A 22521-nucleotide genomic window follows, 5' to 3' on the forward strand; every position below is an offset into this window, starting at 1 on the left:
CGCTGTCCCGGCACCTGCAGTAAAACCCCCGGCAGCCTGAACCGGTAATATCCGTTAATGATAAGGTAGTCACCGCTGCCTTCCGAGGAGAGAAGAATGATTAAGCTTGGCATAGTGATGGACCCTATAGCGGACATCAATATTAAAAAAGATACCAGCTTCGCAATGCTGCTGGAAGCACAGCGCCGGGGTTACGAAATTCATTATATGGAGATGAATGACCTGCATCTGCGCGGTGGCGTGGCTTCTGCACGGACCCGCCTGTTAACGGTGGAGCAGAACTATGACGGCTGGTATCAGTTTGGCAGTGAGCAGGACGTCCCGCTGGCGGATCTGGATGTGATCCTGATGCGTAAGGATCCACCGTTCGATACCGAATTTATCTATGCCACTTATATCCTGGAAAGAGCGGAAGAACTGGGCACTCTGGTGGTCAATAAACCCGGCAGCCTGCGCGATTGCAACGAAAAACTGTTCACCGCCTGGTTCGCCGAACTGACACCGGATACGCTGGTCACCCGCAGCCAGGAAAAACTGCGTGAATTCTGGCAGGAACATGGCGATATCATCATGAAACCTCTGGATGGTATGGGCGGGACTTCTATTTTCCGGGTAAAACAGGATGATCCTAACTTTTCAGTGATCTGTGAGGCGCTCACGCATAACGCCACCACCTTCTGTATGGCTCAGAACTATTTGCCTGCCATAAAAGACGGGGATAAGCGTGTGCTGGTGGTCGATGGTGAGCCGGTGCCTTACTGCCTGGCCCGTATCCCGAAATCCGGTGAAACCCGTGGCAACCTGGCCGCCGGGGGACGTGGCGAAGCCCGGCCGTTAAGTGAAAGCGACTGGGCGATTGCCCGAAAAGTGGCCCCGGTCCTGAAAGAGAAAGGGCTGATTTTTGTCGGCCTGGATATTATCGGTGATCGTCTTACCGAAATTAATGTAACCAGCCCGACCTGTGTGCGTGAAATTGAGGCCGCGTTCCCGATTTCTGTCACCGGTATGCTGATGGATGCCATTGAAAAACGTCTGGCACGCTGATTTACCGCCACACGCTTACCGGCAGCCAGGGCTGCCGGATACTTGTTAAAAATAAACTGATCAGGCCCGTATGAATTTAGAGCACCATTTCCTTATCGCGATGCCTTCGCTACAGGACACGTTATTTAAACGTTCCGTCGTCTATATCTGTGAGCATAATGATGAAGGCGCTATGGGCTTAATCGTTAATAAGCCAATGGAAAACCTGACGATTGAAGGTATCCTGAAAAAATTAGAGATTACCCCGGCTGCCACCCATGGCAGTAAAGTGCTGGACTTGCCGGTCTACAATGGCGGTCCGGTCGCCGAAGATCGCGGGTTCATCCTGCATACCCCTTCGCACAATTTTTCTTCCAGTATTACGATTTCTGAAGAGACCGTGCTGACCACATCAAAAGATGTTCTCGAGTCTCTGGGCCGCGAACAGCAACCTGAAAATGTGATCGTCGCTCTGGGCTATTGCACGTGGGATCAACAGCAACTGGAAAATGAAATTCTGGAAAACTCGTGGCTGACCGTACCGGCGACCCCGGAGATCCTGTTCCATACCCCGGCTTCTGAACGCTGGCGCAGTGCTGCCAGACTGCTCGGTGTGGATATTTGCCAGATAGCCAGTGAAGCGGGGCATGCCTGATGTCGGTTAAAACATTACTCGGTTTCGATTTCGGGACGAAAAGTATCGGTATCGCTGTCGGTCAGCAACTGACCGGCACAGCCCGTCCTCTGACCGCGATTAAAGCGCAGGACGGTATTCCTGACTGGTCGCAGATCGAAAAACTGCTGAAAGAGTGGCAGCCGGATTTAGTCGTCGTAGGCCTGCCACTGAATATGGACGGTACTGAACAGCCGTTGACCGCCCGTGCCCGTAAATTTGCCAACCGGCTGCATGGCCGCTTTGGTATTGCGGTGGAATTGCAGGACGAACGGTTAAGTACGGTGGAAGCCCGTGCGGATCTGTTTGAACATGGCGGCTATAAGGCGCTGAGTAAGGGGAATGTGGATTCAGGCTCCGCTGTGATCATCCTGGAAAGCTGGTTCGATCACCACCCATCCTGATCATGATCCCGTTCTGATCAAAAACAGCAGCGATTACGGCAGTAAATTTCACTATTTTATGCGGCTACGTGGTCATTTACGCTAGTATTGAACTCCATTTCAGCATAAACGGAGATTCACCGATGAAACAGAGTATCAGAGGCCTGCTGTGCAGTGCGCTGAGTTGTTTTGCATTATCTGCCGTGGCAGCGCCATTTCCGGCCAGCCTGCAGGGTGTTACCGGCACACCGGTTGCCCTGACGCTGGATGTCAGTCCCTCCACCGGCTACCAATGGATGGTCAGCGAATTGCCGCAGGGTCTATTGCTGATCCCGGGGGGCTATCAGCCGTCGGCTAAATGTAAACCGAAAATGGTCGGATGTGGCGGAGAACAGACTTTTTATCTGCTGGCAGAAAAGCCAGGCATTTCCACGCTGAAACTGATCTATGGCCGCACGTTTGATAAAGCCAGCTGGCAGGAGAAGAGTCTCCGGGTGGAAATCAGCCCCGCTCCGGCGAAAAAGTGATCCCCCTCCTCCTCCGCGATGATCCGTACCCCGGATAAGGTCACTGCCGGCCGGTCAGGATGATGGCTGAGGAGGGTTCTGCCGCAGGGCTTGTGAGAAGCTTTGCATCCCCGACTGAATACCGGTCTCTATCAGGCCCGGCAACTGGTGCGTTTTCCCCTCACGGATCACATTAGCGACCGCCGGTGTATTTACCAGCACCTCAAAAACCGCCCGCAGCTCTGTTCCCGGGCCCCCCGGACTGATCAGTCGCTGACTGATCACGGCCGCAAGGCTCTGTGCCAGCTGGGTTCTGACCAGGGCCTGATCACCGACGGGGGCACTCTCCAGAAGTCTTTCCACCGATTGTGCCGCATTCGCCGTATGGAGTGTCGCCAGCACCAGATGGCCGGTTTCTGCTGCCGTCAGCGCCAGCCGCAAGGTCCGGCTGTCACGTAATTCCCCCAGCATAATAATATCCGGATCCTGCCGTAACGCAGCCGTCAGCCCTTCACCAAAGGTCGAAAAATGAACACCGGCCTCCCGTTGCTGAATCAGTGAATAATGGCTGTGATGAAGATATTCGACCGGGTCTTCCAGCGTGATAATATGCCGCGCCGCACAGGTATTGACCTGGCGGATCATGGCCGCCAGCGATGTCGATTTTCCGCAGCCTGTCGCACCGGTTACCAGCAGCAGGCCAGCGTGTCTTTCCAGTAACCGGTAACTGATGGCGGGGAGCCCCAGGGTCTGCATATCCGGCACCTCAGCACGCAGAATACGCAGTGACAGTGATAATCCGCACTGTTGCCGGAACAGTGAGGCCCGCAGCCGCGTCCCGTCTGCTGTTGTTATCGCCAGATCACAGTGACCGTGCCGGGAAAGCTGTTGCTGTTGCAGGCGTCCCAGCCAGCGTTCACAGAACCCGCTGAGCTGTTGCCCGGTCACCGGGGCCACGTGACTGATGGCTTTTAATTGTCCGTGGCATCGCCACCAGGGGAAATGTCCACAGCAGAGATGCAGATCGGAGGCATTATGCTTTACACTAAGGGCTACGATTTCATCCAACTCCATAAAATAGTCCGTTATGACTCTCATCCAGCATAATTTACAGCAAGTCCGGCAGCGTCTCAGTGCTGCTGCCGAAAACTGCGGCCGGGATCCACAGCAAATTACGTTGCTGGCCGTCAGTAAAACCAAACCTGTGAGCGCTATCCGGGAAGCATGGCAGGCAGGCCAGCGGTGTTTCGGCGAGAATTACGTGCAGGAAGGGGTCGATAAGATTGCGCAGACCCGGGATTTGGCGGAAGCCGAATGGCACTTTATCGGTCCGTTGCAATCCAATAAAAGCCGGCTGGTGGCTGAGAATTTTTCCTGGTGTCATACCCTTGACCGGCTGAAACTGGCGCAGCGTCTGAATGACCAGCGTCCGGCTCATCTGCCGCCACTGAATGTACTGATACAGGTCAATATCAGCGACGAGCAGAGTAAATCCGGTATTTCTCCGCAAGAGATCCCGGCACTGGCTGAGCAGATTGCCCGGTTGCCGCAACTGAAGCTCCGGGGCCTGATGGCTATTCCTGCCCCGGAGACCGGGTATCAGGCACAACTCACGGTGTGTCGCCGGATGGCTGAGGCCTTCCGGACACTAAGTGCCGCATACGACACTATTGATACGCTATCGCTGGGAATGAGCGATGATATGGAAGCTGCCATTGAAGCCGGCAGCACGATGGTACGTGTCGGTTCGGCCATTTTCGGTGCCCGTCACTATCCGCCCTCTTCACAATAACTGAGGACACTCATGTACACGCTGACTTTTCTGGTCAAAACAATTATCGATCTTTACGTCATGGTGCTGTTATTACGCATCTGGATGCAATGGGCCCGTTGTGATTTCTATAACCCGCTGGCCCAGTTTATCGTCAAACTGACTCAGCCGGTTATCCGCCCCCTGCGCCGGATTATTCCTGCCATCGGGCCTATCGACACGGCCTCACTGGTGCTGGCGCTGGTGCTGACGACCATCAAATTCCCGGTACTGATGCTTATACAGTCCGGTGGATTTGCTATCGGCCCTTACAATATTCTGATAGGGGTCCTGTCACTGCTGAAAGCCGCCGGTAACCTGGTCTTCTGGGTGATCCTGGTACGCTCATTGATGAGCTGGGTAAGCCAGGGTCGCGGCCCTATGGATTATGTTTTGTTGCAGCTGACCGAACCGCTGATGTCCCCTATCCGCCGTTTTCTGCCGGCAATGGGCGGCATCGACTTCTCAGCCATGATTGTGGTGCTGATCCTGTATGCACTGAATTTCCTGGGAATGGATCTCTTCCCCGGGCTCTGGTACCTGCTGTAACCCTGAATTGTTGGAAAAATTATGCAAAAAGTAGTTCTGGCGACCGGTAATGCCGGAAAAGTACGTGAACTGGCCGAACCGCTGGCGGCTTTCGGCCTGGATATCGTCGCCCAGACCGATCTCGGCGTGGATGCGCCGGAAGAAACCGGTCTGACCTTTATTGAAAACGCGCTGTTAAAAGCACGTCATGCGGCACAGGTCACAGGATTACCGGCCATTGCCGATGATTCCGGACTGGCTGTGGAGGCGCTGAACGGCGCCCCCGGTATCTGGTCTGCCCGCTATGCCGGCGAAGAAGCCAGCGATGCACAGAACCTGGATAAATTACTGGTTGCGATGAAAGACGTGCCGGAAGATCAACGCCATGCCGCATTTCATTGCGTACTGGTCTATCTTCGTCATGCCAATGCCCCTACCCCGCTGGTTTTCCACGGTCGCTGGCCGGGTGTCATTACCCGTGAAGCCCATGGCGAAGGCGGATTTGGTTATGATCCGGTGTTTTTGCTGCCGGAGTTAGGTAAGACAGCGGCGGAGATGACCAAAGCCGAAAAGCTGGCGGTATCTCATCGCGGTCAGGCACTGAAGCAATTACTGGATGCACTGGGTAATGGGTAATCTGCCACCGCTGAGTCTGTATATCCATATTCCATGGTGTGTGCAGAAATGTCCCTACTGCGACTTTAACTCACATGCGCTGAAAGGTGATGTTCCGCATATGGAATACGTCGGCCATCTGCTGGCTGACCTGGATAATGACATCGCCCTGACCTCCGGCCGTGAAGTCTCGACCATTTTTATTGGCGGAGGCACCCCCAGCCTGTTGAGCAGTGAGGCGATGCAGGCACTGCTTGATGGCGTACGCCAGCGCGTGCCTGTCGCCGCCGGTGCCGAGATCACCATGGAAGCGAACCCGGGAACGGTTGAAGCCGACCGTTTCAGCGGTTATCAGCGGGCCGGGGTTAACCGGATCTCGATAGGGGTGCAGAGTTTTAGTCAGCAGAAACTGGAGCGTCTTGGGCGTATCCACGGGCCGGAAGAAGCCAAACGCGCGGCAAATTTAGCCGCCGGACTGGGTCTCAGGAGCTTTAACCTTGACCTGATGCACGGCTTGCCGGACCAGTCACTGGACGAAGCGCTGGACGATTTACGTCAGGCTATCGCGCTGGCTCCTCCGCACCTGTCGTGGTATCAGCTGACTATCGAGCCTAATACCCTGTTTGCCTCACGGCCTCCGGTGCTGCCGGATGATGATGACCTGTGGGATATCTTCGAACAGGGCCACCAGCTACTGACCGCCGCAGGTTATCAGCAATATGAAACCTCCGCCTACGCTAAGCCGGGCCTGCAATGTCAGCATAACCTGAATTACTGGCGCTTTGGCGATTATCTGGGCATCGGATGTGGTTCCCACGGCAAATTAACCCAGCCGGACGGTGAGATTATCCGTAGCGTGAAAACCCGTCATCCCCGTGGCTTTATGCGGGGCGACTATCTGGATAAGCGCTATACGGTTACCGATAATGAAAAGCCGTTTGAGTATTTCATGAATCGTTTCCGGCTGTGGGAGCCTTGCCCGCGTGAGGAATTTGTCCGGTATACCGGGCTTAGCGAGCAGCACATCCGGCCGGCGCTGGATAAAGCGATTGCTGCGGGCTATCTGAATGAAACAGAGAATACCTGGCAGGTGAGTGAAAAAGGCAGACTGTTTCTGAACAGCCTGCTGGAGATTTTTCTGGAACAGGAATAATGCCGGCGTTACCGCCCGTCACAAAACTGTGGCGGGCGGTGCGTCACCGTTACTGACTTAGCTGGTGATAGAGTGCAGTACGTTGCTTTTCCAGTGATCCGACCTTTTCACAGACCGCGTTACCAAACTGCTGAAAGTCAGCTTCCTGCTTGCTGACTTCGCTGCGCACAGACTGTTGCAGCCCCCCGAGGTTCCCCATCAGGGCCTGCAGCGGATTACTGCCATTCCCCCCGGCACCGGAACTGCTGCCCAGTTCGTTGAGACTGTCCTGCAGAATGCCACCCATGGTGCTCTGTACCAGCTTATCGCCTTCTGCACGCACCTGATCGATGGCCGCATGATGGAACATCAGCCCGTCATTTCGGTGTTCGATGATCCGGTTCATCTGCGCTTTCAGCTGAGTATCCAGCGTTGTCAGCCGGGTACGGACATGGCTGCCACTGCCCAGCTTTTCGACGATGATTTTATCCAGCGCAACGCGACTGTTTTCCAGACGCTGATGCGCGCCCTGGTCTATCCAGGGCAGATCCCGGCGTACGGCCGCCTGATAAGCAATGGCTTGCTGACGCAGTGTCTGGTCCGGCGTTACCGCTTTACCGTTAAACGTCATCTCCCCCTGTGGGGTGATAGTCAGATTGCCATTACTGCCACTGACCGCAACCTGCTGCGCTGTGACAGTAATATCATCCTGTGGCTTCACAGGACATTGATAATCGGCCCGGGCAACCTGGGCGGTTGCCAGCAATACTCCGGCTGCGATCACTTTACGTAGCATGCACACTCCTTTCTGTCTGAACATCGGATACTGATACCGCATTACTGCACTGACAGCGAAGGACCGCTATCAGAGTTCAGCGGCTTCTTCGTCCCACCAGACATCAAACAGTTCAGTCACTTTAATGTCGGACAACTGACGGGCTTCCAGCCACTCTCGTACCGCTTTACGGTGCTCTTCGGTACATTTACCGGTCTGCTGCAGGCAAACCAGCCCTTCCCATTGCAGATATCCACTGCCATCGTAGGCCAGACCGTTCGGCTCGATAACCTCATCGACAAAGGCATCCAGGGTGGCATCGATATCGGTTTCAGAGGTGCCTGCGGCGAATGTCCAGCTGACAGAAAAGCCCAGTTCCTGGAATTCCGCCAGGTGCATTTTTTTACGTAAACGACGACTGCGTTGTACTGACATTATTTGATCCTCTCAAACATTAAGTCCCACACACCATGGCCAAGACGCTGACCACGCTGTTCAAATTTGGTTACCGGACGCGTGTCAGGACGCGGCACAAAGGTCCCGTCCGCAGACTGGTTCTGAAAGCCCGGAATGCTTTGCATCACTTCCAGCATATGCTCCGCATAGTTTTCCCAGTCGGTCGCCATATGGAACACGCCACCGAGTTTCAGCTTGCGTAATATCAGTTCAGCAAAAGGGACCTGCACAATACGGCGCTTATTATGACGGGCTTTATGCCACGGGTCAGGGAAAAACAGCTGCACCATACGTAGTGAATTATCCGGGATCATCGTTTCCAGCACTTCCATGGCATCATGACACATGACACGCAGATTGCTGACCCCGGCTTCGTGGGCTGACCCAAGGCAGGCACCGACACCTGGCGCATGCACTTCGATACCCAGGAAGTCCTGGTGCGGGTTCTGCTCCGCCATGGTCACCAGCGATGCCCCCATGCCGAAGCCGATTTCCAGCACGACCGGAGATTCACGGCCGAATAGCGCGGCAAAATTAACCGGCTGCGGAGTAAACTCGACACCCATCTGTGGCCAGTAGTGATCCAGCGCGTGTTGCTGTCCTTTCGTCAGCCGTCCCTGACGGCGGACAAAGCTGCGAATACGTCGCAGCGGACGGCCTTCTTCATCAAATTCCGGCGTGATGACATCATTGATCATAGGAATGCCTGTTGGTTTACCTTTTCGGGAAAAACGGGAATTATGCAAAGTTCGGCCACGGAAGCAAGCCTTTGCAATCTTCATGTTTACAGTCAGGCAGGTCTGTGCTGGAATTCCTGCCCTGATCTTAGCTTAGCTTCTGTGGAAATATTTGCTGTTATGATGCAATCGTCGCTCTTTGCGCAACAAACCCTGGACTGGTATCACCAGTACGGGCGTAAAACCCTGCCATGGCAGCAGGAAAAAACTCCCTATAAGGTCTGGCTGTCTGAAGTCATGCTGCAGCAGACCCAGGTAGCGACGGTGATCCCTTACTTTCAGCGGTTTATGTCACGCTTTCCGACCGTGACTGACCTGGCGGCGGCACCTCTGGATGAGGTTCTGCACCTGTGGACCGGACTGGGTTACTACGCCAGGGCCCGTAACCTGCACAAAGCTGCCTGCCAGATAACAGAAAAGCATGGGGGTATTTTCCCACAAAACTTTGACGATGTCGCGGCCCTGCCGGGTGTCGGACGCTCTACGGCAGGCGCGATCCTTTCATTATCTCTCGGGCAGCATTATCCCATCCTCGACGGGAATGTAAAACGGGTGCTGGCCCGTTGCTATGCCGTTGAGGGATGGCCCGGGAAAAGCGAGGTGGAAAAACGGCTCTGGAAGATCAGTGAGGATGTCACCCCGGCCCGGGGCGTCAGTCAGTTTAACCAGGCGATGATGGATTTGGGCGCCATGGTCTGTACCCGTTCCCGGCCTAAGTGCGAAATCTGCCCGCTGCAATCGGGCTGCATTGCCTTTGCTCATCATTCCTGGGAGAAATATCCCGGGAAAAAACCGAAAAAGACGCTGCCGGTGAAAACAGCCTGGTTTTTATTGGTCAGACAGGGTGACAATGTGCTGTTGCAGCAACGCCCTCCGGTCGGTATCTGGGGCGGATTATACTGTTTCCCGCAATTCGACAGCGAGCAGGCGATGTTCAGCTGGTTAAGCGCGAACAATATCGGCGGTGAGCCCCGGCCAATGACGGCGTTTCGTCATACCTTCAGCCATTTCCATCTGGAAATTGTGCCCTGGTTACTGACCTCACCGGAATTTGGCGCGTTAATGGATGAAAGTGGCAGTCTCTGGTATAACTTAGCCCGAGCTCCCGCGGTCGGACTGGCAGCCCCGGTTGAGCGACTGTTACATGAACTGAAACACCCGCAACAGATGGCATTACATTCGCGTAAGCCTAATGAGGAAGAATTATGAGTCGCACTATTTTTTGTACCTATCTGCAACGCGAAGCCGAAGGCCAGGATTTTCAGCTGTATCCGGGTGAGATCGGTACCCGTATTTTCCGGGAAATTTCAAAACCGGCATGGCAGGAATGGATGGCAAAACAGACGATGCTGATCAATGAAAAAAAACTCAGCATGATGAATCCTGAAGATAGAAAAGTGCTGGAGCAGGAAATGGTCAACTTCCTGTTTGAGGGTAAAGACGTTCATATTGAAGGCTATACGCCACCGGCACAGTAACCGGCCGGTCCTCATCCGAAACCTTACATCCTACAATCAGCCAAACAAAAAAAATGAAAAAACTGTACCCGTTTCTGGTGATTGCCCCCTTACTGGTTTCCTGCTCCAGTCATAAGCCTCCGGCTTTTAATGAAAACTGGGTAAAGGATACGAATGGTTTCGATATTCTGATGGGACAGTTCGCCCATAACATCGAGAATATCTGGGGGATCAATGAGGTCCTGATTGCCGGTCCGAAAGACTATGTGAAGTACAGCGACAACTACTACACCCGCAGTCACATTAACTTCGAAAGCGGTAAAATAACCATCGAGACCATTTCCGGAACGGATCCGATGGCCAGTCTGCGGCAGGCAATCATCACCACTTTGCTGATTGGCGAAAACCCTGGCAACGTCGACCTGTACTCCGATGCGAATGATATCAAACTCAGCCAGGAACCTTTGCTGTACGGTGAGGTGCTGGATAATACCGGTCACTCTATTCGCTGGGAAGGCAGAGCAGCAAGCTTTGCCGACTACTTACTGAAACATCGCCTGCAGCGCCGTATGTCAGGTCTGCATGTGATCTGGTCCGTGACCATCCCGATGGTGCCTAACCATCTGAATAAACGTGCCCATAAATATCTGCCGCTGGTTCGTCAGGCCTCGGAGCAGTATGGTGTCGATGCCTCACTTATCCTGGCGATTATGCAGATTGAGTCCAGCTTTAACCCCTACGCGGTCAGTAACTCCGATGCTCTGGGACTGATGCAGGTGGTACAGCATACGGCCGGTGTGGATGTCTTCCGCATGAAAGGAAAATGGGGTAAACCCAGCCGGAGTTACCTGCTGGACCCGGAAAATAATATTGATGCCGGAACCGCGTATCTCTCATTGCTGCAGAAAAGTTATCTGGCAGGGATCATTAACCCGGTCTCCCGGCGTTATGCGGTGATCACCGCTTATAACGGCGGCGCAGGCAGTGTACTGCGGGTATTCTCCGGCAACAAAGATAAGGCACTGGATATTATTAATGCCATGTCGCCGGATGAAGTGTACCAGACACTGGTCAACAATCACCCGGCCATGGAATCCCGCCGTTATCTGTATAAAGTGAATAACGCTGAACGCAGTTATTACCGCTATTAACCCGGCCCCCGGAGCCATTCAGGCTCCGGGGCCGGTGGTTCAGGCCGGTAAAACTTCTGGCAGAATAACCCAGCCATACAGCCGCTCATTCTGCTGTTCATCTTCGCGGATATATACGCCCTGCAGTTCCGGTGAAAAGCCTGGCAACTGATTAATCCCTTCTTCCAGTGCCAGGAAGTAATCCCGCACCGCCCCGCCCCAGACTTCACCGGGAACGACACACAGCACGCCCGGCGGGTAAGGCAAAGCCCCTTCCGCCGCTATCCGGCCAGTGGCTTCCGCCAGCGGGACCAGTTCAACTTCACCCCGCAGATAAAGATGATGGGCACGCTGCGCCTCCATAGCGACCGGAGGCAGGCTCTTTTCACGGAACATAGCTTTTTGCAGATCTTTGACCCGGTAGCTGACATAAAGATTATGCATTTCCTGACACAGACGACGCAGAGTGTAGCCCCGGTAACGCTGTTCATACTTACGGTAAACCGTCGGCAGTACCTCTTCCAGCAACGCATCCTGTTGGACATGCTCTTCAAACTGCGCCAGCATCGACACCAGATGTGCCATTTTGTCTGCACTTTCCGCCGGAGTGAGCAGGAAAAGAATCGAGTTCAGGTCACATTTTTCCGGCACGATGCCATTTTCCCGCAGGTAATGCGCGAGGATCGTCGCCGGGATCCCGAAATCACTGTATTCTCCGGTGGCCGCATCGATACCTGGCGTGGTCAGCAGTAATTTGCAAGGGTCAACCAGATATTGTCCCCGGGCATAACCGGCAAAACCGTGCCAGCGGGCGTCCGGCTCAAAGCTGAAATAACGACGATTACTCGCCAGTATGCCGGTCGGAATATCTTCCCAGCGTTGCCCGTCGACCGTTTCCGGCAGGAATGGCCGGATCATCCGGCAGCGGGACAGTATGGCTTTACGCGCTTCAATCCCCAGGATGACACAGTCCTGCCACATTTTCCGTCCGGCCCGGCCCTGATGAATTTTTGCGTTCACATCCAGCGCGGCAAACAGCGGATAAAACGGGCTGGTGGAAGCATGCAGCATAAAGGCATTGTTCAGACGCTTATGCGGGCAGAAGCGCCGCTGTCCCCGGATATGGTTATCCTTTTTGTGGATCTGCGATGTCTGGGAAAATCCTGCCAGTTGTTTATGAACCGACTGCGTCACAAAGATCCCGGGGTCCTCGGGGGTAAGCTCGAGTAACAGCGGCGAACAGTCCGCCATCATAGGAATAAACTGTTCATAGCCAAGCCAGGCTGAGTCGAACAGAATATAGTCACAGAGATGACCGATTTTATCCACCACCTGCCGGGCATTATATACCGTACCGTCATAGGTACCGAGCTGGATGATAGCCAGCCGGAACGGACGTTTATCGGCCGCCCGGTGGGGAGCGACCTTCTGCAATTGCTTCCGCAGATAGTCTTCTTCAAAACAATGGGCATCGATTCCGCCGATAAACCCGAACGGATTCCTGGCCGCTTCCAGATAAACCGGCGTCGCACCGGCCTGAATTAACGCACCATGGTGGTTGGACTTATGGTTGTTACGGTCAAACAGCACCAGATCGCCCGGGGTCAGCAAGGCATTGGTCACGACCTTATTCGCACTCGATGTGCCGTTAAGGACAAAGTAGGTTTTATCCGCATTGAAGACGCGGGCAGCAAATTTCTGCGCATCTTTGGCGGAACCTTCATGGATAAGCAGATCGCCCAGCCGGACATCTGCATTACACATGTCAGAACGGAACACATTCTCACCAAAAAAATCATAAAACTGCCGGCCGGCCGGATGCCTGCGGAAGAACTCGCCTCCCTGATGACCCGGACAGGCAAACGTGCTGTTCTTCATCGCCACATAGCGGGTTAAGGTGTCGAAAAACGGTGGCAGCAGCGTTTGCTGATATTCACAGGCTGCTTCTTCCAGAGCCTGATAACCGGCTTCATCGGGCTGATAGACGCCACAAACGCCCTTCTGCTGAAGCTCCGGCGATAACGGGCCACCGGCAACAAACACCGGTAAATTAAAGCCACTGTGGTTCAGCAGAGACAGCATCCCCATCGATGCATCCGCATGGGTCAGTACGACGGCGGCAATATCGGTAAAATCGGTATTTTCCAGTGATACCAGCGCTCGCGGTGAAGTGATCTGTGGGATCAGTGCGGCACTGGCCGCAATTTTTAATGGTGTCATGACACAAATCCCCAAAGGTCAAGGATGAGTGGGTGCACATAGGCACGGCAATGAGGATAGTTCCCCGGCGAATAATGTCAGATATCTGGCTGTGAACCGGATCAGGGTTCAGGATGATAGACATCAGTAAAATCAGAACAGTCTCTGTTTTTACTCATGCCCAACAACCAGCCAATGGCTGGCTTCACCGCATGGTGACAGAGTGGGTTTTCCGGCAGGTGCCCGTTAACCGCGGGTTAAGGATCCGCAGCAGGGGGAATAGATTACGAGCAGAGCAACGCGTCTTTTGCACCGTAATAACCTCTCAGGGCAGTGAATAACGTCAGAAAATAAACGGCGCTCATAATGTCACCTTTAACAGGGACAGGCAAGCAATAATTAATCAAACCGCCCGGCCGGGAAATTAATTAACCATTTGTTTATTATAGAATAATAATATTTACCCGGAATGAAAAAACGTATTTACTGATTTTATATTCATGACAAAACGTCACACAGCCCGCCCCTGCTCATATTTATAAAAGCGCGACCCTGCCCGTTCCTGGTTAATCATCGCGCATTGTGCAACTGCAGCGTTATTCCATGGCCATTTTAACGGCTTCTCCCAGCTTCACCATTACCTGCCGGTGTTTCTCAATCGGTGGCAGAGCACAATTGATCCTCAGGCAATTTCTGTATTTACCGGAAGCAGAAAATAAGGAGCCGGGCGCGACGTGAATTTTCAGACGACATAACTGGCGGGAAACACACACCATATCGACCTGCGCGGGCAACTCAACCCACAACATAAATCCCCCTTTCGGCCGCGTCACGCAGATGCCACAGGGAAAATATTCGCGCAGCCAGCCGGTATAAGTCTCCATATTGTGCTGATAAATCTGCCGCATACGGCGCAGATGGCGGTGATAAAACCCTTCACGTATAAAAGCAGAAACCGCCAGCTGAGTTGACGGAACATTGGTGCCGCTGACAGCATATTTTTTCTGCAGCAGACGATCGTAATTACGGCCAGGGATAATCCAGCCAACTCTCAGGCCGGGCGCTATGGTTTTAGTAAATGAGCTGCACAGCATCACCCGCCCGTCGATATCCATAGAATGAATGGTCTGCGGCCGCGGATAATCGGTAGCCAGATCACCATAAATATCATCTTCGAAAATCACAATATCATGGCTCTGGGCCAGCGCTAGCACCGCCCGTTTACGCGGGTCAGGCATGATAAACCCCAGCGGATTATTGCAGTTTGGGACCAGGATCACCCCTTTCACCGGCCACTGCTCCAGTGCCAGTTCCAGAGCTTCAACACTGATCCCGTTAACAGGGTCAGTAGGAATTTCGATGGCTTTAAAACCTAAGCCACGCAATAACTGCATTGTGCCGTAATAAGTCGGTGATTCGACAGCAATAATATCCCCGGGCTCGCATACTGCCAGCAGGGCCAGAGACAATGCATTATGGCAACCACTGGTGATCACCACATCATCGGCAGTCACCACCGATCCGGCATCCAGCATCAGGCGTGCGATTTGTTCCCGCAGCTCCCGCTGCCCGGTCAGTTCATCATATTTCAGGATATCGCCGCTATCATGGCGGATCACCCGGCTCAGTTCACGCCACAGAGGTTTCAGGCCGGGCTGGCTCATATCCGGTGACCCGCCGCCAAACGTAATCACTTCTTTATCATTACGCACATTCAGCACACTCAGTACCTGTTCCCACTGGGTAATCTCTACCGGCCGCTGGATCGGCCGGGACATCGGCGGAACCGGTGCCTGTAACGGATGCGGTGCCACAAAGTAACCGGAACGGGGCTGCGCGGTGATCAGTCGCTGCTGTTCAAGCAACTGATAGCTCTGCTGGACGGTACTGATGCTGACACCGTGTTCCTGGCTCAGGCTGCGTACCGAAGGCAGTTTTTCTCCTTCCCGGTAGAATCCCTGCTCAATACGCTGCGCCAGGAGATTAGCCAGATGCTGATAACGTGTCATGCTGTATCCTTAATTTTCACCATACAGATTAATAAACCAGTACAGATAAGCCAATAACCTGCGAATCAGTCACATTTTTAGCCAATCTGTATGCTGAATAAAAGTATTTTTTGCATCTGTATTCTTTATGCAGGGATCGGTGAAGATAAAGCCTCTGATTACACGCGGGGGCAGCAGAATGGAATTTCATGAAAACAGACCTCATCAGCCATTTATAGGCTACGTCTTACTGGCCAGGTCACTGAAAAGAGCCTGGCAGCGCAGAAAGTACCGTCGGGTACTGCAGCAGACAAATGATGAGCCAGCGAACGCCGGCGCAAAGCGACAGAATGATTCGGATTAAGCGCAGCAGATAACCCTGCCACACGGTGTGCTGGCAGGGGTCAGGGGTCAGGGGTCAGGGGTCAGGGATCAGGGTTACGGGTTCAGATTTCGTTCAGCAAATTTAGTTCTTTCAGTTCTTTCAGTTCTTTCAGTTCTTTCAGTTCTTTCAGTTCTTTCAGTTCTTTCAGTTCTTTCAGTTCTTTCAGTAAAGTCAGTAAAGTCAGTAAAGTCAGTAAAGTCAGTAAATAAATTACTTTATTTTATATCCGAATAACCGCAGATGTTTCCGCACATCCTCTGCCTGGAGATCTGTGGTTCCCTTAGTTTATCGCACTGTTTTGTTTTAATTTCCCGTCCTGATATGCTGAATGGCTGTGTATAACCACACCTCTTTGCCACGCGCATTGTTACCCGGGAGTGATTTATGTTTCAGGCCATAGTGATTGAAAACGACGAACAAGGTTACAGAAGCACACTAACCCGGCTGGACGATGCGCAATTACCCCCGGCATCCGTGTCACTCGATGTGTTGTTCTCCGGACTGAATTATAAGGATGCGTTAGCCATAGAGAATAAAGCGCCGGTTATCCGTCAGTTCCCGATGGTACCGGGGATCGACTTCGTCGGCCGGGTCACCTCCAGCCGTCATCCCCGATGGCGTCCCGGGGATCTTGCTATTCTCACCGGCTACGGTGTCGGTGAAAGTCGCTGGGGCGGGCTGGCCGGAAAAGCCTCTGCAGACGGAGACTGGCTGGTCGCACTCCCCGAAACACTCACACCCGCTGACGCCATGGCCATCGGGACTGCCGGACTGACTGCCATGCTGTGCCTGATGACTCTGGAAAAACAGGGAGTTACCCCGCAGCAGGGAGAGGTACTGGTGACCGGTGCCAGTGGAGGCGTCGGGAGCTTTGCCGTCTGGCTGCTGGCAAAAGCGGGGTACCGCGTGATTGCCAGCACAGGAAGGCCGAATGACAGTGAGTATCTGCTGAATACCCTCGGGGCATCGCGCATTATTCCGCGTGAAACGCTGAATCAGCCGGCTAAACCTCTGGCAAAAGAACAATGGGTCGCGGCCATAGATACCGTCGGCAGCCATACGCTAAGTAACGTACTGGCAGGCACCGCCCGTTATGGTGTAGTGGCTGCCTGTGGTATGGCTCAGGGACTGGACCTGCCTGCCAGTGTGGCCCCCTTTATCTTACGGGCCGTCACTCTGGCCGGGGTCGATAGTGTGATGTGCCCGATGCACAGCCGCCAGCAGGCCTGGGAGAGGCTGGCTTCTCTCTGCGACAGTGAACATCTGAGAAAAATGACCACAATGATACCGCTGGCATCCGCCATCAGTCATGCGGATGACTTACTTCGCGGGCAGGTTCGTGGCAGACTGGTGGTGGATTGTCACTCTTCTGCGGAACCGTCGGTCTGACATCACGCGGAACTCTTGCTCAGGAAAAAAATGAATACTCGCCCGGTGATCACCATACATTATTGCAGCCAGTGCCAGTGGCTGCTTCGTTCTTCCTGGATGGCCCAGGAATTATTAAGTACTTTTGCCGATGATCTGGCGGCCGTGACACTGAAACCCGGTCGTGGCGGGATCTTTGAAATCTACGCCGACGACCATTTGTTATGGGAAAGAAAGCGTGACGGAGGTTTTCCGGATGCTGTCCGTCTGAAACAACGGGTCAGGGACTATTGTTTCCCGGAAAAAGCGCTGGGACACATCGATAATCACGGGAAATCCGGCGACTGAGTCGCCCTTCCCTTAATCAGCCCCGTTCAATCCGCTTTGCCGCGTCGTCCAGTGCATCGATAATCGCATACAGCGTTTCCTGCGGGATTTCCGGTTCAGCAAGACGGGTATTAAGCGCCGACCTCAGGTTATGTACCGCCCTTTCAATCTGCGGGATACGCCGATTTTTACCGGCCACGGCCAGCGTTTTTAGCCGGGCCGTAATTTCCTGTAATTGCTGCTCACCGTCTTTCAGAAATTGTTCGCCGTACCCCGTCAGCTGGTAGCTTTTGCGCCCGGCTTCCGGGTTTTGCGGCACAATGGCATCCATCTCTTCCAGCAGCATCAGCGCAGGATAAATTATTCCGGGACTGGGGCTGTATTCTCCCTGCGCCAGAGTTTCTATCGACTTTATCAGCTCATAACCATGAGCCGGTTGCTGTTGCAAAAAGCTTAAGATCAGTAATCTCATTTCTGCAGCGTCCAGCATCTTTTCGCGCCGGCGACGCTGATGGCCCCCGGGTTGGATGATATTCATAATCTCGTTCCTTTTCCCTGCACCGGGACCGCCCGGCGGACAGAATTATTTTCCTTTGCGATGCCAGTAAGCCACGCTCCGTACCAGCGCCGGATGGCAATCCCGCTGGCCGGTAAAGTAATCACTTAACATTTTGACTGATTCCCCTTCCCCGGTCAGCCAGATGAAATAGTCATCTTCCGGTAATTCCAGTGCCGCCAGTTGTTGCAGGCAGCGCCGGACCCCTTCGGCATTCATCGTGCCCGCCCCGGAACATGTCAGCTCAGCATTGTCCGGTAGCGATGGCAGATAGCTTTTTACCAGCGATTCATCGGTAAAGGCCAGCAGGATAAGCTTTTCAGCGCGGGTTTCTGCCAGGCGGCGCTGTAACGCAGGCAGACCGGTTTCGTCAAAGGCGAACAACTGAACCCGGTAATCTGCCGGCACGATCAGTGATCCACGAGGCCCGCCAACCGCCAGCGTATCCCCGGCTTTGGCGTTTTCTGCCCAGTCGCTGGCGATACCTTTTTCATGGCGATAAAAATCCAGTGTCAGCCGCGATTTCCCGTCGAAAAACAGCGGGGTATAGTCCCTGGCTGCCGGGCGTTCACCGCCCGGCCAGACGATCCCCTCTTCGGTGATTTCCGGTAAGCGTAACTGCCCGGTTTCCGGATCAGGGAAGAAAATCTTACTATGGTCATCAAACCCCGGGGAGTGGTAACCCGCCAGTTCTTCGCTGGTAAATTCAATCCGCCAGAATTTTCCGGCAATCAGCCGCTTATCACTGACGGTAATCTGACGAAAACGTAATTCATTTTTTACCCGCTTTGGTAGCGCACGTCCTGAGGATAGTACATCAGACATATAAAGTTCTCCCGATTCAAAGGTCTTCAGCCTCTCGCGCAGAAAGGCCTGGAAATGGAATGATTCTCATTTGCAATTTCAGTAATCTATCCATGATATATCTTTACTGCAAGAAAAAAATCGGTTTCCGGCCAATAAGCAGACGTCACACCTGCGAAAAAATAAAAAAATCACCTATTGAATCAATGTGATAAATAATAACCTTCCCGACATACGCGATCGCATTTTTTGCCTGTCTTACTGAATATGGTTATCACCCCGGGAAACGTGCCCTGATCAGTCCTGTTCCGGCACGCCATGCTCACGGGAAAAATTATCCCGATGCTGCTGTATTACCGAAACATTCTCTTCCAGCCAGTCAGCCAGACCGATGACTTTTCTTTCGGCCTCATATCCCAGCGGGGTCAGCCAGTATTCAACATGCGGGGGGACGACATCATAGGCCTTACGCCGGATATAACCGTCCTGCTCCATATGGCGTAGTGTCTGAGCCAGCATTCGTTCGCTGACGCCGCCTATCTTACGTCTGAGTTCACTAAAGCGCAGTGTGTCCTGTTTAAGGGCCAGCAGCACCAGCACGCTCCAGCGACTGGTTACCCGTTTCAGCATATCGCGGGACGGACAGTTAGCATTCAGTAACTCTCCGCGGACATATTTCTGTTGCAGCGTATTGGCCATTTTTCCACTAACCTTTTTGTAAGTACTTACTAAAAGTAAGTTTAAATTTTATAGTGACCCTCTGTCATCCTTATTATTACTCAGTGAGGTCTTATGATTGCTATCAGCGGAGCAACCGGTCAGTTAGGCCGTAAAGTGATTCATCAGTTACTGAAAGAAAATACAGCCGGAGATATCATTGCTCTGGTTCGCCAGCCCTCCGTGGCTGCAGAGAAACTTCCCCGCGAGGTTACCTTACGGGAAGCCGACTATAACCGTCCGGAAACACTGCTCCCGGCATTACAGGGTGTCGAAAAACTATTGCTGATCTCGTCCAGTGAGGTAGGTCAACGGGAGGCTCAGCATGCCGCAGTGATAGAGGCTGCGGTGAAAGCCGGAGTAAAATTTATCGCTTATACCAGCCTGTTGCATGCGGATACTTCTCCGCTGGGTCTTGCGGCTGAACACCGTGCAACGGAAGCCCGACTGGCAGACTCCGGTATCGGTTATGCGCTGCTGCGTAATGGCTGGTATACCGAAAACTATGCTGCCAGTATCGCTCCTGCACTCACCCATCACGCTTTTATCGGTGCTGCCGGAGACGGGAAAATTGCCTCAGCCTCCCGCCAGGATTACGCAGAGGCGGCAGTCAGAGTCATTACCGCCGATGACCAGGCAGGAAAAATATACGAACTGGCCGGGGACAGTGCTTATACACTGGCTCAGTTCAGTGAAGAAATTACCCGTCAGGCGGGTGAAAAGGTCGACTACGTTAATCTCTCACCCACGGCCTTTGCTGATGCGCTTAAACAGGCCGGATTACCCTCGCCACTTGCGGAGATGCTGGCAGATTCTGATGCCGGGGCAGCCGCCGGAGGGCTCTATGATTCCGGAAAAACCCTCAGCCACCTGATTGGCCGCCCCACTACGCCTTTTGCTCACACCATTACTGAATCGCTGACCGTCTGATATTCACAGGCGCCGTCCGGGGCGGTGCCTGTCTTTCATCACCTTTATTTACGTAATTTACGTACTTTTTCGTGCTTCGCGCTGTGCCTTTTCAGGATTGTCTATACTTAATGTTTATGAATTGACCAGTTTTCCCGGGCAAAGGCGAGGAGGCAATTATCACTTTATCAAACAAACAACAGCAAACCCTGCCGGAATTCCCGGAGACCGGGAGCACAGGAATCCATGACGACCCTTACGAGCTCTGGCTGGAGGGGATGGATGATTACGAACCCGAACCCGGGATCATCGAAGGGCTGCCTGCCGCCGATGCCCTGACACCTTCGGATCGTTATCTTGAGCTATTTGAGCATGTGCAAAATGCCCATATCTTTCCGGACAGTAAGACCTTTGCCGACTGCTCACCGAAAGGTGATCCGCTGGATATTCTTATTCTCTACCGCAAGTTGCGCCGGAGCGGGAAAAAGTTCGACCTTGCGGATTTTGTCGCAGAGCATTTTACTCCGCCCTCCGACCACGGTGTGTATCACCACCAGCAGACGGATAAGCCCATCAGCCAGCATATCGACGATCTGTGGCCGGTACTGGTCCGGGAACCCCGTCAGCATCAGCCATTTTCATCGTTGCTGCCGTTGCCTAAACCTTACCTTGTTCCGGGGGGGCGTTTTGGTGAAGTTTATTACTGGGATTCCTACTTCACAATGCTGGGCTTACCGGTAAGCGGCAGAACAGATCTGCTCAGGGATATGGCTGATAACTTCGCCTGGCTGATTGAGAATTATGGCCATATCCCCAACGGTAACCGGACATATTATCTGAGCCGTTCCCAGCCGCCGGTATTTGCGCTGATGGTCGAATTATTTGAAGAAGCAGGATTACCCGGCAGTACCCATTACCTGCAGCATTTAATTCGTGAACATGAATACTGGATGGATGGTGCCGGTGCCCTGCTGCCACACCAGGCCTACCGGCATGTGGTGCGGATGCCCGATGGTTCGTTACTCAACCGCTACTGGGACGACAGGGACACACCAAGGGATGAGTCCTGGCGGGAAGATATAGCAACGGCAAAATTTTCAGGCCGCCCGCCTGGTGAGGTCTACCGGGATTTACGGGCCGGTGCGGCTTCCGGCTGGGATTATTCATCACGCTGGCTCAGGGATCCCAACCGGCTGGCCAGTATCCGTACCACCCAGTTTATTCCCGTCGATCTGAATGCGTTACTGTATAAACTCGAAACGACCATCGTTCGTCTGGCCGAAGATGAAGGGGAAATTCTCACCTCGCGGGCCTGGCAGTTAAAAGCAGATGCCCGGCGTAAGGCGATGGATCGTTATCTCTGGGATGATATTGACGGGGTTTATCGTGACTATGACTGGCGACGCAGTACCTTTGGCTCCTTTTCAGCGGCGGCTGCTGTACCGCTGTTCACGGGTATGGCCAGTCCGGCTCAGGCGAAGCGGGTGTCGGCTGAACTACGCAGATTATTGCTGACCAAAGGCGGTCTGGTTTCATCGACCATAGATAGCGGAGAGCAATGGGATAAACCTAATGGCTGGGCCCCGCTGCAGTGGATGGCGATTGAGGGGCTGAATGCTTATGGCGAAACCGCACTCGCCCGTGATATTGCCGTGAACTGGCTGACAACCGTCACTCATTTTTATTCGCAGCATCACAAGCTGGTTGAAAAGTACGATATCAGCAGTGAACACTCCCGGCCTGGTGGCGGGGGGGAATATCCGTTGCAGGATGGTTTTGGCTGGACGAACGGTGTCACGCGTAAACTGATGACAGTCTATGGGCGTTTTCTGCCAAAAGGGTAAGGGATCCGGGGAAAACCGGATCAGGTTTTTTATCTCAGGGTGGTGAGTATTCCGTTTATCTGTGGTTTTTTATTCTCAGCGCGGTGAATATTCCGTTCGCTTTATTGTCGGGCATGCTGCCCAAGCCCCGCCGGGGGCGACCGGGCAAAGGGCGCAGGGCCGCGCCCTCTGCACTCCGGGCCTGGCGACAAGCCTGCCC

Annotated in this window: 25 protein-coding genes; 16 read left to right on the forward strand and 9 right to left on the reverse strand. The window is 53.5% G+C overall.

Annotated elements, in window-relative coordinates; genetic code table 11:
• The first annotated feature begins 96 nt into the window (after positions 1–96).
• From gshB to JK223_RS15445, 4 genes are all read left to right on the forward strand, one after another.
• Complete coding sequence (gene gshB / locus JK223_RS15430; RefSeq protein ID WP_212715039.1) at positions 97–1044, forward strand: glutathione synthase; 948 nt, start codon at positions 97–99, stop codon at positions 1042–1044.
• A 70-nt stretch (positions 1045–1114) separates the two neighbouring features.
• On the forward strand, positions 1115–1678 hold the full coding sequence (locus JK223_RS15435; protein ID WP_212715040.1) for a YqgE/AlgH family protein: 564 nt from the start codon (positions 1115–1117) through the stop codon (positions 1676–1678).
• Positions 1678–2100 carry a Holliday junction resolvase RuvX gene (gene ruvX, locus JK223_RS15440; RefSeq protein ID WP_212715041.1) on the forward strand — a complete coding sequence of 141 codons (423 nt, stop codon included), beginning with the start codon at positions 1678–1680 and terminating at the stop codon, positions 2098–2100. Before JK223_RS15435 ends, ruvX begins: the two co-directional genes overlap by 1 nt.
• Before the next feature lie 122 nt (positions 2101–2222).
• Positions 2223–2606, forward strand: coding sequence for a protease inhibitor I42 family protein (locus JK223_RS15445; RefSeq protein ID WP_212715042.1), 384 nt, complete (start codon positions 2223–2225; stop codon positions 2604–2606).
• Positions 2607–2660: 54 nt separating this feature from the next.
• Here the strand turns inward: JK223_RS15445 and JK223_RS15450 are convergent, their stop codons facing one another.
• Positions 2661–3659: a type IV pilus twitching motility protein PilT gene (locus JK223_RS15450; RefSeq protein ID WP_212715043.1), complete on the reverse strand. Its 999-nt coding sequence runs from the start codon at positions 3657–3659 to the stop codon at positions 2661–2663.
• A gap of 13 nt (positions 3660–3672) precedes the next feature.
• Between JK223_RS15450 and JK223_RS15455 the strand changes: the two genes are divergently transcribed.
• The 4 genes from JK223_RS15455 to hemW are packed head-to-tail and all read left to right on the forward strand — an operon-like array spanning position 3673 to position 6691.
• A complete protein-coding gene (locus JK223_RS15455; protein ID WP_212715044.1) occupies positions 3673–4377 on the forward strand; it encodes a YggS family pyridoxal phosphate-dependent enzyme in 705 nt (234 codons plus the stop codon).
• 12 nt (positions 4378–4389) lie between these two features.
• Positions 4390–4944 (forward strand): YggT family protein, encoded by a 555-nt coding sequence (locus tag JK223_RS15460; RefSeq protein ID WP_212715045.1) that lies wholly within the window; start codon positions 4390–4392, stop codon positions 4942–4944.
• A 21-nt stretch (positions 4945–4965) separates the two neighbouring features.
• Positions 4966–5559: an RdgB/HAM1 family non-canonical purine NTP pyrophosphatase gene (rdgB, locus tag JK223_RS15465; protein ID WP_212715046.1), complete on the forward strand. Its 594-nt coding sequence runs from the start codon at positions 4966–4968 to the stop codon at positions 5557–5559.
• Positions 5552–6691: a radical SAM family heme chaperone HemW gene (gene hemW / locus JK223_RS15470; protein ID WP_212715047.1), complete on the forward strand. Its 1140-nt coding sequence runs from the start codon at positions 5552–5554 to the stop codon at positions 6689–6691. The genes rdgB and hemW overlap by 8 nt, the downstream gene beginning before the upstream one ends.
• A gap of 49 nt (positions 6692–6740) precedes the next feature.
• On the opposite strand, the gene JK223_RS15475 is transcribed toward hemW, so the two are convergent.
• The 3 genes from JK223_RS15475 to trmB form a co-directional block, all read right to left on the reverse strand.
• Entirely contained in the window at positions 6741–7466 is a 726-nt protein-coding gene (locus JK223_RS15475; protein WP_212715048.1) for a DUF2884 family protein, read from the reverse strand.
• Positions 7467–7535: 69 nt separating this feature from the next.
• Positions 7536–7880, reverse strand: a complete 345-nt coding sequence (locus tag JK223_RS15480; protein WP_212715049.1) for a YggL family protein — start codon at positions 7878–7880, stop codon at positions 7536–7538.
• Positions 7880–8599 carry a tRNA (guanosine(46)-N7)-methyltransferase TrmB gene (gene trmB / locus JK223_RS15485; protein WP_212715050.1) on the reverse strand — a complete coding sequence of 240 codons (720 nt, stop codon included), beginning with the start codon at positions 8597–8599 and terminating at the stop codon, positions 7880–7882. The genes JK223_RS15480 and trmB overlap by 1 nt, the downstream gene beginning before the upstream one ends.
• 159 nt (positions 8600–8758) lie before the next feature.
• On the opposite strand from trmB, the gene mutY reads away from it, so the two are divergent.
• The 3 genes from mutY to mltC are packed head-to-tail and all read left to right on the forward strand — an operon-like array spanning position 8759 to position 11246.
• A complete protein-coding gene (mutY, locus tag JK223_RS15490; protein ID WP_212715051.1) occupies positions 8759–9847 on the forward strand; it encodes an A/G-specific adenine glycosylase in 1089 nt (362 codons plus the stop codon).
• Entirely contained in the window at positions 9844–10116 is a 273-nt protein-coding gene (locus JK223_RS15495; protein WP_212715052.1) for an oxidative damage protection protein, read from the forward strand. Before mutY ends, JK223_RS15495 begins: the two co-directional genes overlap by 4 nt.
• A 53-nt stretch (positions 10117–10169) precedes the next feature.
• The gene (gene mltC / locus JK223_RS15500; RefSeq protein WP_212715053.1) at positions 10170–11246 is read left to right on the forward strand and encodes a membrane-bound lytic murein transglycosylase MltC; all 1077 of its coding nucleotides are present in this window, start codon (positions 10170–10172) and stop codon (positions 11244–11246) included.
• 39 nt (positions 11247–11285) lie between these two features.
• Here mltC and JK223_RS15505 read toward each other — a convergent pair whose 3' ends face one another.
• Positions 11286–13445, reverse strand: coding sequence for an ornithine decarboxylase (locus JK223_RS15505; protein WP_212715054.1), 2160 nt, complete (start codon positions 13443–13445; stop codon positions 11286–11288).
• Positions 13446–14020: 575 nt separating this feature from the next.
• Positions 14021–15433 (reverse strand): PLP-dependent aminotransferase family protein, encoded by a 1413-nt coding sequence (locus tag JK223_RS15510; protein ID WP_212715055.1) that lies wholly within the window; start codon positions 15431–15433, stop codon positions 14021–14023.
• Positions 15434–15611: 178 nt separating this feature from the next.
• Between JK223_RS15510 and JK223_RS16990 the strand changes: the two genes are divergently transcribed.
• The 3 genes from JK223_RS16990 (at position 15612) to JK223_RS15520 (ending at position 17513) form a co-directional block, all read left to right on the forward strand.
• Complete coding sequence (locus JK223_RS16990) at positions 15612–15776, forward strand: DUF1127 domain-containing protein (RefSeq protein ID WP_249213662.1); 165 nt, start codon at positions 15612–15614, stop codon at positions 15774–15776.
• A gap of 405 nt (positions 15777–16181) precedes the next feature.
• Complete coding sequence (locus JK223_RS15515; protein WP_212715056.1) at positions 16182–17186, forward strand: MDR family oxidoreductase; 1005 nt, start codon at positions 16182–16184, stop codon at positions 17184–17186.
• Positions 17187–17216: 30 nt separating this feature from the next.
• Positions 17217–17513, forward strand: a complete 297-nt coding sequence (locus JK223_RS15520) for a SelT/SelW/SelH family protein (protein WP_212715057.1) — start codon at positions 17217–17219, stop codon at positions 17511–17513.
• Positions 17514–17529: 16 nt separating this feature from the next.
• Here JK223_RS15520 and JK223_RS15525 read toward each other — a convergent pair whose 3' ends face one another.
• The 3 genes from JK223_RS15525 to JK223_RS15535 all read right to left on the reverse strand — a co-directional run bounded on the left by JK223_RS15525 (position 17530) and on the right by JK223_RS15535 (position 19551).
• The gene (locus tag JK223_RS15525) at positions 17530–18030 is read right to left on the reverse strand and encodes a PadR family transcriptional regulator (RefSeq protein ID WP_249213663.1); all 501 of its coding nucleotides are present in this window, start codon (positions 18028–18030) and stop codon (positions 17530–17532) included.
• A 45-nt stretch (positions 18031–18075) separates the two neighbouring features.
• Positions 18076–18873, reverse strand: a complete 798-nt coding sequence (locus tag JK223_RS15530) for a siderophore-interacting protein (protein ID WP_212715058.1) — start codon at positions 18871–18873, stop codon at positions 18076–18078.
• 276 nt (positions 18874–19149) lie between these two features.
• Entirely contained in the window at positions 19150–19551 is a 402-nt protein-coding gene (locus JK223_RS15535) for a helix-turn-helix domain-containing protein (RefSeq protein WP_212715059.1), read from the reverse strand.
• 93 nt (positions 19552–19644) lie between these two features.
• On the opposite strand from JK223_RS15535, the gene JK223_RS15540 reads away from it, so the two are divergent.
• Together JK223_RS15540 and treF are read left to right on the forward strand one after the other, a co-directional pair.
• Entirely contained in the window at positions 19645–20499 is an 855-nt protein-coding gene (locus JK223_RS15540) for an SDR family oxidoreductase (RefSeq protein WP_212715060.1), read from the forward strand.
• Positions 20500–20687: 188 nt separating this feature from the next.
• Positions 20688–22322 (forward strand): alpha,alpha-trehalase TreF, encoded by a 1635-nt coding sequence (gene treF, locus JK223_RS15545; RefSeq protein ID WP_371813165.1) that lies wholly within the window; start codon positions 20688–20690, stop codon positions 22320–22322.
• Positions 22323–22521 lie beyond the last annotated feature (199 nt).

Origin of the sequence: Tatumella sp. JGM118 (genome assembly GCF_018257515.1) — a bacterium.
Lineage (GTDB): Bacteria > Pseudomonadota > Gammaproteobacteria > Enterobacterales > Enterobacteriaceae > Tatumella > Tatumella terrea.

Excerpts from the sequence above, each read along its gene's own strand:
- JK223_RS15535 (WP_212715059.1), bottom strand. The coding sequence starts at position 19,551 with ATGGCCAATACGCTGCAACAGAAATATGTCCGCGGAGAGTTACTGAAT.
- JK223_RS15525 (WP_249213663.1), bottom strand. The coding sequence starts at position 18,030 with ATGAATATCATCCAACCCGGGGGCCATCAGCGTCGCCGGCGCGAAAAG.
- JK223_RS15520 (WP_212715057.1), top strand. The coding sequence starts at position 17,217 with ATGAATACTCGCCCGGTGATCACCATACATTATTGCAGCCAGTGCCAG.
- JK223_RS15515 (WP_212715056.1), top strand. The coding sequence starts at position 16,182 with ATGTTTCAGGCCATAGTGATTGAAAACGACGAACAAGGTTACAGAAGC.
- JK223_RS15435 (WP_212715040.1), top strand. The coding sequence starts at position 1,115 with ATGAATTTAGAGCACCATTTCCTTATCGCGATGCCTTCGCTACAGGAC.
- mutY (WP_212715051.1), top strand. The coding sequence starts at position 8,759 with ATGATGCAATCGTCGCTCTTTGCGCAACAAACCCTGGACTGGTATCAC.
- JK223_RS15540 (WP_212715060.1), top strand. The coding sequence starts at position 19,645 with ATGATTGCTATCAGCGGAGCAACCGGTCAGTTAGGCCGTAAAGTGATT.
- ruvX (WP_212715041.1), top strand. The coding sequence starts at position 1,678 with ATGTCGGTTAAAACATTACTCGGTTTCGATTTCGGGACGAAAAGTATC.
- JK223_RS15510 (WP_212715055.1), bottom strand. The coding sequence starts at position 15,433 with ATGACACGTTATCAGCATCTGGCTAATCTCCTGGCGCAGCGTATTGAG.
- rdgB (WP_212715046.1), top strand. The coding sequence starts at position 4,966 with ATGCAAAAAGTAGTTCTGGCGACCGGTAATGCCGGAAAAGTACGTGAA.
- JK223_RS15455 (WP_212715044.1), top strand. The coding sequence starts at position 3,673 with ATGACTCTCATCCAGCATAATTTACAGCAAGTCCGGCAGCGTCTCAGT.
- JK223_RS15450 (WP_212715043.1), bottom strand. The coding sequence starts at position 3,659 with ATGGAGTTGGATGAAATCGTAGCCCTTAGTGTAAAGCATAATGCCTCC.
- hemW (WP_212715047.1), top strand. The coding sequence starts at position 5,552 with ATGGGTAATCTGCCACCGCTGAGTCTGTATATCCATATTCCATGGTGT.
- gshB (WP_212715039.1), top strand. The coding sequence starts at position 97 with ATGATTAAGCTTGGCATAGTGATGGACCCTATAGCGGACATCAATATT.
- JK223_RS15505 (WP_212715054.1), bottom strand. The coding sequence starts at position 13,445 with ATGACACCATTAAAAATTGCGGCCAGTGCCGCACTGATCCCACAGATC.
- JK223_RS16990 (WP_249213662.1), top strand. The coding sequence starts at position 15,612 with ATGGAATTTCATGAAAACAGACCTCATCAGCCATTTATAGGCTACGTC.
- JK223_RS15480 (WP_212715049.1), bottom strand. The coding sequence starts at position 7,880 with ATGTCAGTACAACGCAGTCGTCGTTTACGTAAAAAAATGCACCTGGCG.
- JK223_RS15530 (WP_212715058.1), bottom strand. The coding sequence starts at position 18,873 with ATGTCTGATGTACTATCCTCAGGACGTGCGCTACCAAAGCGGGTAAAA.
- JK223_RS15475 (WP_212715048.1), bottom strand. The coding sequence starts at position 7,466 with ATGCTACGTAAAGTGATCGCAGCCGGAGTATTGCTGGCAACCGCCCAG.
- mltC (WP_212715053.1), top strand. The coding sequence starts at position 10,170 with ATGAAAAAACTGTACCCGTTTCTGGTGATTGCCCCCTTACTGGTTTCC.
- JK223_RS15495 (WP_212715052.1), top strand. The coding sequence starts at position 9,844 with ATGAGTCGCACTATTTTTTGTACCTATCTGCAACGCGAAGCCGAAGGC.
- JK223_RS15445 (WP_212715042.1), top strand. The coding sequence starts at position 2,223 with ATGAAACAGAGTATCAGAGGCCTGCTGTGCAGTGCGCTGAGTTGTTTT.
- trmB (WP_212715050.1), bottom strand. The coding sequence starts at position 8,599 with ATGATCAATGATGTCATCACGCCGGAATTTGATGAAGAAGGCCGTCCG.
- JK223_RS15460 (WP_212715045.1), top strand. The coding sequence starts at position 4,390 with ATGTACACGCTGACTTTTCTGGTCAAAACAATTATCGATCTTTACGTC.